This window comes from Stenotrophomonas sp. P5_A9, from assembly GCF_056400525.1.
This window is the reverse complement of sequence record NZ_JBFULC010000006.1, coordinates 1-15955: the sequence shown is the minus strand read 5'-3', so window position 1 is coordinate 15955 and position 15955 is coordinate 1. Positions and strand designations below refer to the sequence as shown.

General features: G+C 56.9%; 11 protein-coding genes. 8 read left to right on the top strand and 3 right to left on the bottom strand.

Annotated features, from left to right (window positions below):
• Position 1: 1 nt before the first annotated feature.
• The 8 genes from AC1DR7_RS03170 to AC1DR7_RS03135 all read left to right on the top strand — a co-directional run bounded on the left by AC1DR7_RS03170 (position 2) and on the right by AC1DR7_RS03135 (position 9986).
• Positions 2 to 448: a very short patch repair endonuclease gene (locus AC1DR7_RS03170; RefSeq protein WP_478076399.1), complete on the top strand. Its 447-nt coding sequence runs from the start codon at positions 2 to 4 to the stop codon at positions 446 to 448.
• 287 nt (positions 449 to 735) lie between these two features.
• On the top strand, positions 736 to 2454 hold the full coding sequence (locus AC1DR7_RS03165) for a hypothetical protein (protein ID WP_478076398.1): 1719 nt from the start codon (positions 736 to 738) through the stop codon (positions 2452 to 2454).
• Entirely contained in the window at positions 2444 to 3274 is an 831-nt protein-coding gene (locus tag AC1DR7_RS03160; RefSeq protein WP_478076397.1) for a hypothetical protein, read from the top strand. The genes AC1DR7_RS03165 and AC1DR7_RS03160 overlap by 11 nt, the downstream gene beginning before the upstream one ends.
• On the top strand, positions 3271 to 4014 hold the full coding sequence (locus tag AC1DR7_RS03155) for a DUF6339 family protein (protein ID WP_457320974.1): 744 nt from the start codon (positions 3271 to 3273) through the stop codon (positions 4012 to 4014). The genes AC1DR7_RS03160 and AC1DR7_RS03155 overlap by 4 nt, the downstream gene beginning before the upstream one ends.
• Before the next feature lie 59 nt (positions 4015 to 4073).
• Entirely contained in the window at positions 4074 to 5495 is a 1422-nt protein-coding gene (locus AC1DR7_RS03150; RefSeq protein ID WP_478076396.1) for an MvaI/BcnI family restriction endonuclease, read from the top strand.
• A gap of 299 nt (positions 5496 to 5794) precedes the next feature.
• Entirely contained in the window at positions 5795 to 8230 is a 2436-nt protein-coding gene (locus AC1DR7_RS03145; protein WP_478076395.1) for an AAA family ATPase, read from the top strand.
• Positions 8227 to 8994 (top strand): HNH endonuclease, encoded by a 768-nt coding sequence (locus AC1DR7_RS03140; protein WP_478052311.1) that lies wholly within the window; start codon positions 8227 to 8229, stop codon positions 8992 to 8994. The genes AC1DR7_RS03145 and AC1DR7_RS03140 overlap by 4 nt, the downstream gene beginning before the upstream one ends.
• Before the next feature lie 179 nt (positions 8995 to 9173).
• Entirely contained in the window at positions 9174 to 9986 is an 813-nt protein-coding gene (locus AC1DR7_RS03135; protein WP_478052310.1) for a hypothetical protein, read from the top strand.
• 139 nt (positions 9987 to 10125) lie between these two features.
• Here AC1DR7_RS03135 and AC1DR7_RS03130 read toward each other — a convergent pair whose 3' ends face one another.
• From AC1DR7_RS03130 to aceE, 3 genes are all read right to left on the bottom strand, one after another.
• On the bottom strand, positions 10126 to 10572 hold the full coding sequence (locus AC1DR7_RS03130; protein WP_478076394.1) for a Druantia anti-phage system protein DruA: 447 nt from the start codon (positions 10570 to 10572) through the stop codon (positions 10126 to 10128).
• A 389-nt stretch (positions 10573 to 10961) separates the two neighbouring features.
• Positions 10962 to 12461, bottom strand: a complete 1500-nt coding sequence (locus AC1DR7_RS03125; RefSeq protein WP_478052918.1) for an ATP-dependent nuclease — start codon at positions 12459 to 12461, stop codon at positions 10962 to 10964.
• 242 nt (positions 12462 to 12703) lie between these two features.
• Positions 12704 to 15391 (bottom strand): pyruvate dehydrogenase (acetyl-transferring), homodimeric type, encoded by a 2688-nt coding sequence (gene aceE, locus AC1DR7_RS03120; protein WP_256775082.1) that lies wholly within the window; start codon positions 15389 to 15391, stop codon positions 12704 to 12706.
• Positions 15392 to 15955 lie beyond the last annotated feature (564 nt).

Below are 15955 nucleotides of genomic sequence, written 5' to 3'. Positions count from 1 at the left end.
ATTGGTTGACAGCCTCACTCCCGAGCAGCGATCCGCGCAGATGTCGCGGATCCGAGGCGCGAACACCAAGCTGGAGGTCCTTGTTCGCAAGGGCCTTCATGCGAGAGGCCTGCGCTACCGCTTGGGTGGGGCTGGGCTGCCCGGGCGGCCGGATATTGTTCTACCCAAGTATCGAACAGTCTTGTTTGTCCATGGTTGTTTCTGGCATGGGCATGATTGCCCGCTATACAGGCTGCCCAAGACCCGGCCAGAGTTCTGGCAGGCAAAAATTGACTCAAACAAGTCCCGGGACATCCGGGTTCAGCTCGAGCTTCATGCCAAGGGATGGAACGTCATCGAGTTCTGGGAAWGCGCAGTCCGTGGTCAGGAGCAAACCGCGGTTGACCACGCACTGGATCAACTCGCCCACTCAATTACTCAAGCGTCAATAATCCGTCACCCTACCTGACGGCAGTCGAATGCGACTCGGCAGCGTTGCCCCTGCGACGAACGGATACATTGCCCAGCTCAAGCGCGGCTGCTTTAATTGCATCTGCACGTGATCTTCACAGGGGCAATGGAATGACAGGYTGGAAGTTTCTACCAAACCCGGGACTCGAGGAAGAAGGGCTGGGTCACGCAGGCATTGAGACATTTAAAGGGTCTCCATTCCCGGGCGTAGCGCGGGAATGCTCCCAGAACAGTCTGGATGCCGCGGCTAAAGCACAGGACCAAGACTCCAATACGGTTCACCTGGTGTTTCGACTGTTGGATGTCCCCACGGGCGACATTCCGGGATTGAAGGATCTCGCATCCTCCGTCCGAGCCTGCCTCTCTCAGGCAAAGAGCAAGAGGCGTAAGAAAGAGATTGAGTTCTTCACGCGGGCAGCTGCTCTCACTGACCAGCAGACAATGCCAGTTCTTCTGGTTGAAGACTACGGAACAACCGGGCTGCTTGGACCCGCGATTGAGGGCAGCCCATTCCACGCCCTCGTCAAATCCTCTGGTGTCAGTCAGAAGAACGTCGCGGATGCAGGCGGATCCTTTGGCATCGGCAAGAACGCGGCCTTTGCGATCTCCAATCTCAGAACCGTGTTCTACTCCACGCGTTACACGGATTCTGAAGGCAACGAATGTCACCTTGCGCAGGGCAAGAGCATTCTGATCTCCCACGAAGATGGTCAGCCGCTGAGAGCAACCGGTTATTGGGCCCCCCCCCCGTATCAGCCGGTCGATGAGGTTGCAAAGCTTCCCCAATGGCTCCGCCGAACCGAAACAGGAACCACTGTCGCGAGCATCGGGTTTGCACAGACAGATGGTTGGCAATGGCTGATCGCGGAGTCGCTGATCAGGAACTTTTTCTCCGCAATCCGGGACGGCGCTATCCGCTTCAGCGTCATCTCACCACTCGAGCAGAACATCGAGATCGACGCTACAACGGTTTTCGATCTCTTCAAGAATCCTCTCATCCACGCCGCAGCGGAGAGCACAGGAACTTCGGACGACCTGGCATTCAGTGCAGCGATGCTCGACGCACTCTGCTCGGATGCTTCTTCGGTAGACAAGTACGAAGCCCCCGATTCCGGGAATTTCACGCTGACTCTGCTTCAGCACGAAGGGCTTCCACGGCGGGTCGGAATTCTACGAAACGGGATGTACATTGCTGACAACCTCAGTCACTTTGGGCACCCACTTCGTCGTTTCTCGCTGTCGAGAGACTTTGTCGCGGTCCTTCAGCCGGACGATCGCGATACGAGCGCCCGTGTTCGCGACATGGAGAATCCGCGCCACGACGAGATCTCCGCCGACCGCATTGATGACGAAAGGCTTCGCAAGAAGCTCAAGGCCGCGTTCAAGAAGGTCGGGAACTGGATACGCCAGTTCATCAAGGACTCGACGACAGCGGCTGCCGAGTCAGACGTGCTTCTTGACGAGATGAATCAGTTCTTCGCCAGCACGGGTGGAGAGCGGCCGATTGCCGATCCCAATACCATGGACGAGAACCCGGAACGCCCCACTGTGACGAAGAAACTCACGAGACAGCCACCGGCGATAGGTCAGGGCGACAGTGGAGAATCCGGGTCCTCTGGAGGCCAGAAGCCTGGCTCCAAGGGATCGGGTGCCACCACCGGTGACCGGAAGGGTCCTGGTCGAGGCACGACTGGCGGTCGCGGCGGTCGCAGTATTGCGTACACCAACCTTCGAAATTCAGTTTCCGATGGAGGCACCACTCGGCTACTCTCATTCACGCCAGAGGCCTCGGCAGAAGTAGTTCTAGAGCTATCTGCAATTGGAGTAGTTTCAGATGAAGCGCTGACGATCATCGGATTGGATGACGCTCCCTCCTCCCACTCACCAAGGATCAGTGCGGTGGCAGGTACACGGATGTCCATCAAGATCAAGCTCTCGCGACCCTATCTCGGTCCGATCTCGGTCGTTCTCAGCCCCATCAAGGGAGAACAAGATGCGCATTAAGGACAGCGCACGTTTTCCCCACCCCGTGCTTTCCAATCAGACGCTGGACTACGGAGTCCTTTCGCTTACAGCTGAGCTGGAAATCGAAGAGCATCCCGATACGGGAAGCCTCTTCATTACCGGCAAGCTTGGTATCGAGGACTCTAATGTTCTTGAGCTGGTACAGTGCGGCGAAGCCAGCGCAGGAATTATGTTGACCTGTCGTGACACCTACTACGATGACCTCCACATTACGGGGCTGGACCAGTTCCGACTTGATCTCTCCGACGGGAAGCTGCGTGGGCGAACCAACATCCGCGGCGTCGTCGTCRCTGTAGCAGACAAACTTGCGCTCACGTCACCGTCCATCAATGATGAGTTCCCGGTGGACTCCCGCTGCGCCAATGCTGGCGACGTTATCGCCGTCACGGAGGAGTTCCCTTATGAGGTTGGTTTGGAGAAGCTTGCTCCCCTGGAGTCCATCTTCCACCTCAAGCTCATGGCCGACGTTCCAGAAGKCGAGTTCCGCATCAACCTTGACAGCGAGTCCATCGATATTCTAGCGAGCTCCGAGCTCCACGGCGTGTTGTCCATCGTTCGTGACAACCGAGCAAGGGATGTACTGCTGTCTGCGCTATACCTGCCCACCCTCATGTACGTTCTTGACGCGATGAGGGAAGTTGGTCAGCACGAGGGGCGACGATGGCATACAGTCATGAGCGCTCGTTGCACTGCTGATGGAATCGACATCGTGACCTGCGACCTTGCTCAGGCGGCCCAGCACCTGCTGGATCGACCTCTGCAAGCCCTAGGCAAGGTCCTTGAAGGAGTGAACGCGTGAAGAAGCTGCTATACGTCGGCGAGCAGGTCGCCATCGACCTTCGCGGCTCAGTTGCTGACAACCTGGACCGCTACCGGAGCGGTGACTTTCTCGACATGGAGTCAGCGGGAAACTGGCGGATTCCTCTCTCCGTGAGTGCGGATCTGTCCGAGTTGTCCACGCTAAGCACCGACGGTTCCCCTGCCAGCGAGATCGAGAACTCACTGATCGTTGGTCACGCACTTGGCCATCTATCTCCAAGCGTCGCGCGTGAGAACCGACTGTGGGTCCGGATGAGTCATGTCGAAGGCTTGACCTACTCACGCGCGAGATGGATCTCTGACAGCTCGACGGATGAGAAGTCCACAGCCGATATCATCAAGCACTTCTTTGCTCCGACGCTTACAGCCTGCCGGGATGACCACGCAATTTCACGCCTTTGGTGGAACTACCACATTGCGCGCCACATCGACGCAGCGAACGTCGGATCCGTTCTTGGACGAATACTCCACAGGGCCGACATCCGTCTCAGCTTCTTGGAGCGTTCGGCGATGGCCTCCAGACCGACATTCTCGCGTGGTGTAGTAAGGCTACTCTCGAACGAGAAAGACCTTCTCGACGGCGAGAAGCTCTTCCGCGAGTTCATGAAGCAGATGAACCTCGATGGCGCGGGGCTGGCCTTTGAGGTCATGTCCGATGTCAGGATCGATGCATTGATGCGACAGTGCCTGGACAAGGCGCGATCCATCATCAACTCGTGATTATGGACGGAAGATGAGAGCAAAACGCACTTCATTCTACTGCCGAGTAGGACTTTGACATGAACTCCAAGGTGGATGACCGGGACCAGTGGCTCTACAACCTCGAGCTCAGCACAGCTGTGAGCATGCTTGTGGCAAACGGAGCTACCGAGATCCTCTACAAGCAACTTCCACAGAACGCCAACTCAAAGAACCAGGTGTACTTGGCACCCGATCTATCGGACTTGAGCCGGATTCCTTCTGGCGCTGTCGTTGCACACTCTTCTTATTCAATCAAGGCTGGCAACACCGAGCCGGTCTTCCATGCCCCATTGGAGATGTACTGGATCACCAGCACAGGACAACCATCAAAGGCTCCAGAGGCCAAGCTGATCTTCTATCCGCAGTACCCCGAAGTCCGAATGTCGGGTTTCCTGAAGGGCGCGCGCTACGCGCCTTCAACATTCTTCGACAAGGACAAGCTCGGAACGGTACCCGACCGGATCCTCTTGATCGGACTGACGAGCCGGCGCACGATTGTAGCTATCGCTGTCCCGCCAGAGAGCCCGGCTGCAAGGCAGATCAATGCAGATCAACCTCACGAAGCTTACGGGGCATTGCGCGAGCTGCCGATTGAGCCTCACAACTCGGATTCAGACGACTACCTCGCTCTGTTGGGGGCACTTGCAAGGATTCACCGCTCGGGGTGGAACGACTCGATTCGTTTGGACAGACGCGGCGTTGTCGTCCCTTGCAGGGCAACCAACTGCAACGGCAATACGCTTGAGGCACTGCTCGGGATCCGCTCAAATGGGTTTGCATTACCTGACTTTCACGGCTGGGAGATCAAGGCTCGAGGCGTAACGAACTCTGAGAAGCCAGGAAGTAGCGTTGTTACGCTGTTCACACCCGAACCGGATGGAGGAACGTACGTTTCGGATGGAATTGAGGCATTCCTGACTGCATATGGTCACGCCGCACGGACAATATCTGGTCGAACCAACTTCGGCGGCGTATACAAAGTCGGGGCCGAGATCAAATCGAACAAGAAGCTCCGGATAGACCTTCACGGATATGATCGGCAAAGCCAGAAGTACCGTCCGGACGGCGCAGTGGTGATGATCGATCACGCGGGTGATGTAGCGATGTCATGGTCATTCGCAAAATTGCTAGATCACTGGAAGTCAAAGCACGCCAAGGCCGCGTTTGTTCCCGCACAGATAATGCGCGGGGATGCCCCGAAGTACAGATTTGGAAGTCGCGTCCTCCTGGGAACAGGGGCTGAGTTTGGCCGCCTCCTCGCCTCGTTGGCAAATGCCAGCGTCTACTACGACCCTGGCATCAAACTTGAACAGCCTTCTGAAGGAAGAGCAATCTCGAAGAAGAGGAGCCAGTTTCGAGTTAAAAGCTCAGATCTGGAGGGTCTCTATGAACGCWTCACCGAGATAGATGTGATCGCGGAGCTATCTCATCTAGATCAGAGATTTGTACAACAAGCGTGACACACAGTAGATCAATCACACTAGTAGACATTCCCTCTTTTATTGTCCGCTCAGCGACGCATGAGCGAGTTCCCTGAGGGCTCTCGATATTCCTGATCAACGGTAGTAGCGAGATCGCTTCGCGAGCCTCGCCGCGCGTCGATGCAGGGCAAGGGGCAGACAGAGCCGCATGGCCAACAGCCCTCTCGATTGCCCTCCGACATTCAAGCTAAAGGCGATCCGAGCGATGGATTTGTTCGCTTCTCACCCATAGCATCTAGCCACCGACTGTATGTACATGATGAGAGGAGCTCCTAGTCATGGAGGAACTTGAACTCGACGCAAGCCGCTTCTGGAGAGACTTTGATAGCGCCTGCCGCGGCTCATATCACGACGGCACGGAACAGCAGTACGAACGACTCACGCTATTGGCACTCTATGCATGGGTAATCCAGCGTGATGATCTCGCAGAGCAAGAGACTGATCGCTTGCCTCCTGGAAGAAGCACTACAGCGTGGTGGGGAGCTCTGATGAACCACGTTCGAGCGAAGCTCGATCTCGCCCAGGCTCTACCATTCGATGGGGAGGGCGCACCTAAGGATCTGATCATCCACGCACTGCGATTTCTTTCCGGTGCGAGAGCTCTCTCTCGCCGCACACTCGCTTACTTCTTTGATTATCGCTTCCTTAGACTTGCTGAAAACGAAAGCGGGAGGCACCGCTTTCTGTCCCACTTTTCCGCATCCCTTGCAAACTCCACTAGTCGATCTAAGGATACTCTTGTCGATGTTTTCTGCGAGTCAGGAGATCTATTCGCGACTGGGGGCAACGAACGCTGGCGGAAGGTGCTCTCAAGCATCGCGCCTGCCATCGTCTTCCAAGTCGGCTCGTTCGATCTCGAGGTGCGCATGCGTCTCTCACTTCACGGTAAGCATTCCACACGCCTCAGAATGCTGAGGCCCGGGGATAGATCCGGTCGTGCATCATTCTTCAGAGTAGATCCACCAGCCCGTCGACCCTTATCGTCTCTTCTGAGGGGAAGCATATTTGAGGGCACGTCGAGCGCCCTGCAGATGCTTCGGTCTCTCCAGTGGGATTTTGGTGCACGAAATATGCTCGTAGTTGCCTCGGGGACCGAGCGTACAACCAACCGTCATGCAATTATGGGTATCCGCAGAGACTTGCTGGAAGAAGGAAGGCTTGTCGCGGTCATTGACTTCCCTAGAGCCCCGGGAGATCGCGTGGGCAAAAGCGCGTGGCTTATCCGCGAAAACCTAGCCATGGACCGCAGAGGCGTGCTGATGATAAACGCCAGCGCTATGGAGGTACCGTCAGGTCGCCAAGAGTACGGATCGCTCGCTGAATTTGCCGGTCGCATTGTGAACTTGTTTCTAGGTGAGAGCGTATCCTCCCGATGGGCAACTTCAAGTCATGAGGACTCCGCGGCACACTATCGACACCTATTTGATCGGGAGTTCGCGGGCGGATATCGGAACGTCAAGGGCCTTTGCCGCGTGGTCTCTCAAAGGGAGATCGAGGCGAAGGGAAATGTGCTTCTGGCGCAGCAGTATGTGCTTCGGGCCGCGGAAGATGCCTCACTTTCAGGCATCGACGGAACTCCACTGTTAGATCTCCTGCACCCCTCCGTCACTGGCGGTCGCACAATTTACCTCATTGGTAACAACGGAGAGGGAAAGAGCTTGCTCTTAAGGGAGATTGCACACACTTCCAGCAGCCACGAACGTAAGACTATCGGCATTTCCTGCAGCACTTCAGACCGATTTCCCTTAAAGAAGGACCTCTCCCCAKGATTTGAGAGTTTCATCTATGAGGGTGCACGCACCTCAGAGCAGACGGCAAACCTGAAGAGATTCGCGACTGACGTCTGTCGTAAATTCATCCAGATTCATCGTTGCCCTACGCGCCTTGGTGTTTTCAACGACGTGCTCGGCCTCATAGATTTCAATGCCCGCCGCTACTTGATGCCGCTGAAGTCTTCAGGGAGTGGCATGAACGCGCATAGAGACCGGATCTTTGAGCGCACGATCGAGGTAGGAGGTGATGCCTCTCTCAATCAGGAGCTAACCGAGAACATCAATGTAGCAGGCATGCAGATTGCCCTCATGCGTTCAGAGTCAAACGGTGTCATCACACCGTTCCATGATCTCAGTTCTGGCGAACAGCAGATTGTGAGCTTGGTTGTTAAGATCATAGCGCATGCAGATCAGCAATGTTTGATCCTTGTGGACGAGCCCGAGATTAGTCTCCACGTGGGCTGGCAGAGAGTTCTACCGAGAGTACTCTCCGTGATCAGCCACGCATTCTCATGCAGCATACTAGTCGCCACACATTCGCCCTTACTGATCTCGAGCGTCTCTGACGGTCAGAGCTTTTGCTTTTCCGCGAGTAAGCAGCGCCTTACTCCCATTAAACCTTCCGATCGAAGGTCCGTCGAGAGCGTCCTCTTCAACGGCTTTCATACTCATACAGCCAACAACCGTATGGTCCATGAGCGCTGCGCTGTGATCGTTGCTGACGCTATTGGGATCATGAATAGACAGACTCCGCATAAGGAGGAACTGCGTCCACTTTTGAGCGAGCTTGGTGAGATGCGCCGGCGGGTTCGCGAGGCGTCTGATCAGCTTGATGAGGCAGGAATTGAGCGAAGTCTCATGGTTATCCGGACTGCTCGCCAAGCATTACAGGAGCTGACGAGCGCCGTACCCGATGCTACCGAAGAGGAGGGTGCACGTTGAGGACACTACCTGGCAGCCGCGTCAAGATCGACGAGGAAGCGGCATACTTAGCAGTGTGCCACGATGTCGTAAGGAACAGGACTGACGTACAGGAGATTCTCGAACGCGAGAAATTCTTTGACGCCGCGGCGCGCCATAGCGCCGCCAATGAATGGTCGAATCTACGAGGCACCACATGGACGGGAACCCACGCGAACATCACAGGCATATCAATTATGTCTGCGCTGAGAGCTCACTTGTCTGGACTTCAGAGAGACAACTGCTGTTATTGCGGCCAGTCCATGCCACGTGGCGGCCACGCTAGGCAGCTGGAGCACGTCCTTCCGGCATCAGTGTACGGCCGTTTCTCTTTTCACTTCTGGAACATCTCGGTTGCGTGCGAGCGATGCAACCGCATCAAGGGAGATGGGTGCTATCAGCCTATTCCGCCATGCGCACTGGACTATCCCGAACACGATGAGTTCGTGGACTACTTCCATCCGCGCTTTCATTCGCTAGCTGATCACATCAAGCTCGGTCTGACTGGAACCATTGAGTACAGATACATCTACTTTGTTGGTCTATCCAAGCAAGGAAGGCAGCTGGTTGATGATGTGCTCCGAGAGGTAGCGCTGGAGGTTGCCCAAGAATCAAACGACCCAGTAGTCAAGGCTGCAGCAGCAAAAATTCGGGCTGGCGTGAGTTCTCAAGGCGCTGAAGCTCAGGCTGCGATTCTTCAGTTCGAGGAGGCGCTTCGTATAGCTATAGGGGCAGGAGACGCCTGAAGCTAGGTAGCAAAAAACCCTTAACCCCTCGGACCTTCGCGACGCCGGCGCCGGCGCCCACACAGGCGCTCGCACGAGACCTACTCGTAAGAGAAGTTTCTCCGGCCGAATTGTTGCGGGAGCAAAAAATTCCGGATAGCGAGGCAGAGTCACGACCATACACCATGGAGATATACTAGATGAGTGCTAAAGAGCTTGTAGACCGAGCTAAACAGGATGCCCTCGATAACTTCGCACATGCGATCTTCCCAATCTACCGATTCGATGCAGGCAGAGACCCAGTACATATTGGAACCTGCTTTGGCATTGAGCATTGCAAGAGACAGTTCCTGATCACTGCGGCGCATGTCATTGATCATCAATCTGTTGGGCAGCTTGCACTTGGAACCACTTCGGACAATTCTTTCGTGTCCATTGTGGGCGAATGGCACGTTTCCACGCCAGACGTAGCTGGCCGTGCCGAGGATCCGATCGATCTCGCGTGGCACCAGCTAACCGACGATGAAATAGCGAGGGTCCCGGTTGTAGAAAGCAGCATGATCGAGCAGAACACTGCTACGACGTCACGTGGTCGCGCACTGACAATGATCGGATTCCCGAGGTCCAAGAACAAGAAAGTATCCCCCAAGAGTTCTAATGAGAAGAGGCTTAGCCCGCGGAGGGCGCAGTACACCGATATGGAGATACTTCCCATAGAGCAGTTTGCGAAGCGTGGAATGTCAACCGCCACTCACGTAGCAATGAATCGCGATGCGAGGGCGATCGGGAGCGACGGTGCTGAAGAGAACACCATTGGTCACATTGGCCTTAGCGGAGGACCATTGATCTTTGCTGGCCTCAGTGAAGATTCTCCTCCACTGCAGCCTCAGAAGGTGGTTGGCGTGGTAATTGAGCATGGTGATGGGAGGGGGTCCGTTATTGCGCTGAGGATGTCGGTCGTGCTTCGGCTAATCGAAGATGTGATACTGCGATCGAAAACGCCAACTAACTGACGAATCCTCGTCCAAACCCTGGGCGGCGGCCTTCAGCGGCTTCTCAACTGACTCTTTTGCAAGCCGCACCGGTCGCCTTCAAGCCACCGGCGCCTCTAATAGAGACACTTGGCCAGCGGCTCTGTCGATCATTGTTTCACTACACACGGTCCTTGGCCAGCTTCTGCGGCTTTGACACACCCAAATAATCATCCCAGCATGCCAAGTCTGCACTTGGCGAATGCAACCCGATTATCACAATAACCACGTCATGGTGAGCGTCCATGACGACAAATCGCAATCTTCTGCCATATCCCTTGGAGTATGGCATCGACCAATAGCCACGCATTGTTCTGAATAGCCGCTCCGCCAGGGGGCCTGCCGCCACTGGGACGACCACAGGTTGATTCTTTTCCGGATGGATCTTCGCGCCAGAAGGAAAGTATGTTCGATGACGAAGAGGGTTGCGCCTTAGCTCTGCATAGTCGACTGAGTCGTCGAATGACTTGGCGTCGAAGGTCCAGGCGACCGGTCGCGTCCTTGTCAGCGGAATGTATAGAGTGTTGACTGACACGCCAAACGAGCTCGATTCGCTGGCGCAGGTCATCCGCAGTGAAGCGGAGCTCCTCATTCCAATGGGGTGCCACGGCATCCCATTGCGGCTCTTTTACCATTGCGCCCTCGCTCACCTAAACCTCCCTAGTTACGTTTGACTCTTTCACTTCGGGTGGGATTCTTGCGAACTGCGTGGACATTCGTGGGTCCAGCGCCACAACTGCACCCGGCCCGCCTGCTCGGCCGAACTCAGAACTGCCTTCTCTCCATGCATCCAAAACCGTTCGTCGATCAGCCCTTCGCTTCTTGTTCTGATGATATACCTCAGAAACCAAGACAAGAGGCCGGCACTGACGCATAACGCCCTGGATTTGAACTCGATACACCAGTATTTAAATGGAGCTTTCGCGTATCGCGAAAGGTGCAAATAGGAACGCGTGACTATTCGAGCAACGCTGAAATGCCGTCCCGAAGGGAAGCGAAGTTCTCTGATAAGTTGCCGACGACGACCTCGCAGACCTTCTGCAGGCAAAGTGATTTGTCCAGCCCGACATGCTTCGAAAGCTCCGCGAACTCGTTATGTTTGCCTGCTTGGAGCGAGTATTCGAGTACATCGAACACATCATCAGCATCCAACCCCAGCGCGGCCGCAGTCTGTCCAGGATGTGTCTTGCACTGCTCGATCAACCAGGCTTCCGGCCACGTAGCTCCCGGCAAATAAAGTGCGGAGGCTCTAAACCACGCACCGAACTCTTCCGAGACCGTTTCGGCCATCTTTTTCGCATGACTCAAATTCCGATTCTCGAGCACTCTCTGATCACCATCAAATACCGAGATGGTGGGGCGATCCTCTTTCCGGACGTAAGCTGCCGCAAGCTGCCTTGAAAGTGCACTGGCGGATCCGACCACTTTGATCTGAATACGCGTTCGCACGTCTGCCGCAAGACACTCCTGCAAAATGGCACGCGCCACATCGTCCTCCACAAGCACGGTCGCTTCATATTTCAGTACCGCCCCCATACGCGAGAAAGCGAACTCCGGCGAAACACCACTTGTAATTCGAGTCTTCCCTTGGACCGACTCTACAAAAAATCTTGCATCATCTGGAAGGGACTCAAATATCTCACGAGAATGAGTGGTACAGATGATCTGCGTGTTGGTCTTCTTGCACACCTCTTTCAGCTTCTTCATAAACATCCGCTGTGCTCTGGAATGAAGTCCGAGCTCGACCTCATCGAGCACCAGCAAAGCGCCATCGCCTGCGGAGTATATGTTAGAGAAAATTTCGAAAAGCGCGTTCTCGCCAGCACCCATATTGAAGCCCGAGTAGATCACATCTCCGCATCGAACTAGCGGAAGACTGTACTTAGAATGCTCAGTGTATCGGAACTCGTCGTACTTTTTCCCCAGAATTGCTCCTACGGCTGACATTACGTCGTCCTCCCAACCTTTGGTTGGAACATCCTTGAAGGAGCGCGAATAGGACTTGGACTGGCTCCGCTCAGAATGTGGGACGATTCTTTCGATCCCCAAGAACACTACATTTCTAGGGACACGACCCGCGTAGTCGTTCCACTTTCCACCCTTCTGCTTCCAACGAGCCTGAGTGGCTATGCCTATGCCAGTGGGCACCTCTTCCGCCGGGGTCCAGTTGTTGTAGGCAATTTTGTAGTCAATTTCGATTCCTTGTGGCGCTACCTCTTTTGAGTGTTGGATAAAAAAATCTGAAAATGTGTAGTAGGTGTTTTTTCTCCGCGGTAGCTTGAACCCCTTTGGCTTGTTATGAAACGCGCAGCATGCCATAGCAAGAATGGTTGACTTTCCTGCACCATTTACGCCAGCGAAGGCGACAATTGGGTACTCGAACTTAATATCAAGAGAGTTGATTCCTCTGAGAGAACCGCGTCGCAGAGTGATTGACCTCAGCAGCGCTTTGGACATGTCGTTACCAAACCAAGCTCGAAGATCCTTGTCCAACTGACTGTCCCTGTACTTCATTCTGCCCCCCGTGAGCTGGGATTTTGGTCTGATTAATAGCGCTACGCGTGTTGAGGAAAATTATTCAATCGCTGTGGACCCCAGTTTTCCAATTGGCCGCTCTTATTACTTAGCACTTTCCGGATTCTACAAAAAAAAGAGGCGGCCCGTTAGGCCGCCTCAGTTACTTCAATCTCGGGAGAGCATCAAACCCCGACAGGATTAGCCTTCTCAGGATCAATCTTGTACTGCTTGATCGCCCGCGCCACATCCTTACCCGTCATCTTCCCTTCCTTGGCCAGCGCCGCAATCGCGGCATGCGCGATGTAGTACCGGTCAACCTCGAAGAAGCGACGCAGGTTCGCACGCGTATCCGAGCGGCCGAAGCCATCGGTGCCCAGCACGGTGAAGCCCATCGGCACGAACGCACGGATCTGGTCCGCATACGCACGCACATAGTCGGTGGCGGCAATCGCCGGGCCCTGGCGGCCTTCCAGCAGCTCGGTCACGTAGGCCTTGCGCTGCTCGCCTTCCGGGTGGAAGCGGTTGTAACGCTCTGCATCGAAACCATCGCGACGCAGTTCGTTGAAGCTCGGGCAGCTCCAGATGTCGGCGGTGACGCCGAAATCCTTCTCCAGCAGCTCGGCCGCGGCAATGGCTTCGCGCAGGATGGTGCCCGAACCCAGCAGCTGCACGCGCAGCTCGTTCTTCTTCGGCTTGCCGGCGTCGGTGAGCAGGTACATGCCCTTGACGATGCCTTCGGCCGCACCTTCCGGCATTTCCGGGTGGGTATAGTTTTCGTTCATCAGGGTGATGTAGTAGTACTCATCAATCTGATCTTCCATCATGGCCTTGGTGCCGTGCTGCAGGATGACCGTCACTTCGAAGCCGAAGGTGGGGTCATAGCTACGCACGTTGGGAATGCCACCGGCGGCCAGGTGGCTGTGGCCATCTTCGTGCTGCAGGCCTTCACCGTTCAGCGTGGTGCGGCCGGCGGTGCCGCCGAGCAGGAAGCCACGGGTACGCATGTCCGCTGCCTGCCAGGCGATATCGCCCACGCGCTGGAAGCCGAACATGGAGTAGTAGATGTAGAACGGCAGCATCGGCACGTTGCTGACCGAGTAGCTGGTACCGGCGGCCATCCACGAGGCGATGGCGCCCGGCTCGCTGATGCCCTGCTGCAGCACCTGGCCGCTCTGGTCTTCGCGGTAGAACATGAGCTGGTCGGCGTCGACCGGCTTGTACTTCTGGCCGAAGGGCGCGTAGATGCCGATCTGGCGGAACAGGCCTTCCATGCCGAAGGTACGGGCTTCGTCGGCCACGATCGGCACGATGTGCGGGCCCAGTTCCTTGTCGCGCAGGGTGATGTTGAGGCTCTGCACGAAGGCCATGGTGGTGGAGTAGCTGCGCTCGCCGCTGCTCTTGAGCAGGCGCTCGTAGCTTTCCAGCTTGGGTGCGTTGAAGCTCTTGGTGGCCTTGCGACGGCGCTGCGGCAGGTAACCACCCAGGGCGGCGCGGCGTTCCTGCAGGTACTTCACTTCCGGCGAATCCGGGCCCGGGTGGTAGAACGGCACCTGGCCGTCGGCCAGCTGGGCGTCGGTCACCGGGATGTTGAAGCGGTCGCGGAAGTGGCGGACGGCGTCGTCGTCCAGCTTCTTGGTCTGGTGGGTCGGGTTCAGTGCTTCGCCCGCGCTGCCCATGCCGTAGCCCTTGACCGTCTTGGCCAGGATCACAGTGGGCATGCCCTTGGTGTTCACGGCTTCGTGGTAGGCGGCATACACCTTGTGCGGGTCGTGGCCACCACGGTTGAGGCGCCAGATGTCGTCGTCGGACAGGCCGGCGACCATGGCTGCGGTTTCCGGGTACTTGCCGAAGAAATGCTCGCGCGTGTACGCGCCGCCGAAGGCCTTGCAGTTCTGGTACTCGCCGTCGACGGTTTCCATCATCAGCTTGCGCAGGACGCCGTTGGTGTCCTTGGCCAGCAGGGCATCCCAGTAACCGCCCCACAGCAGCTTGATGACATTCCAGCCGCCGCCACGGAACACGCCTTCCAGTTCCTGGATGATCTTGCCGTTGCCGCGCACCGGGCCATCGAGGCGCTGCAGGTTGCAGTTGACCACGAAGATCAGGTTGTCCAGTCCTTCACGGCCGGCCAGGGCGATGGCGCCGAGGGTTTCCGGCTCGTCGCTCTCGCCGTCGCCGATGAAGCACCACACCTTGCGGTCGGACTTTTCGATCAGGCCACGGTTTTCCAGGTAACGCAGGAACTGCGCCTGGTAGATGGCGGCGAGCGGGCCCAGGCCCATGGACACGGTGGGGGTCTGCCAGTAATCGGGCATCAGCCACGGGTGCGGGTAGCTGGACAGGCCGCCACCGTCGACTTCCATGCGGAACTTGTCCAGCTGCTGCTCGTCGATGCGGCCTTCCAAGAAGGAGCGCGCATAGATGCCCGGGGCGCTGTGGCCCTGGATGAAGAGCAGGTCGCCGGGATGGTTGTCGCTGGGGGCGCGCCAGAAGTGGTTGAAGCCCACGTCATACAGCGTGGCGCCGGAGGCGAAGGAGGCGATGTGGCCGCCCAGGTCGCCGGGCTTGCGGTTGGCGCGCACGACGGTGGCCATCGCGTTCCAGCGGATGATGGAACGAATGCGCCATTCCAGTTCGGCGTTGCCCGGGCTCTTGGCCTCCAGGGTCGGCGCGATGGTGTTCACGTACTCGGTGGTGGGAGAGAACGGCAGGTACGCGCCCGAACGACGGGTCAGCTCCACCATGCCTTCCAACAGTTGATGCGCGCGCTCAGGGCCCTCGACATCAATTACGGCCTTCAGCGACTCGATCCATTCCTGGGTTTCCACAGGATTCGGGTCGTTGTTCAGCACCTCGTTCAACCAGTTCATTTGCGCTCCCATGACCGCACGCACGCGCGCGACTGTTTTAGATTTCTAGCCGCAAAGTGTAGCGCACCAAGGGGTTTGCTTACTTCGCTACGGGTGCGTATGGAGGGGGATGGGGCTGTCTTTGGGACAGTGGGGGGACAGGTTGGGGGTGTGGGGGCGTGGTTCCACGCGGGGTTTTGGCTGGGTTTGTGCGATGGGTGGGGTGTTGAAGGGGGACGGTGCGGGCGTGTGGGGCGTTTGTGGGGTGGGGGTTGGCGTGGTGGGGTTGGTGTGGAACATGGTGGTTGTGGGGGAGTGTGGTGGGGACTGTTCCATGCCGGGTACGCAGCGTCGCGGTGGCGGAGGTGGGTTGGCCTTCGGAAGGGCCGCGCTGCGCGCGGCCAGCCGGGCATGGCCCGGCTCTACCAGGTGGGTCGCGTGGTCGTGGGTTGGTCGCGTGGTCGTGGGAGGGTCGCGTGATCGTGGGTGGGTCGCGTGGTCGTGGGAGGGTCGCGTGATCGTGGGTGGGTCGCGTGGTCGTGGGTTGGTCGCGTGGTCGTGGGTKGGTCGCGTGRTCGTGGGTGG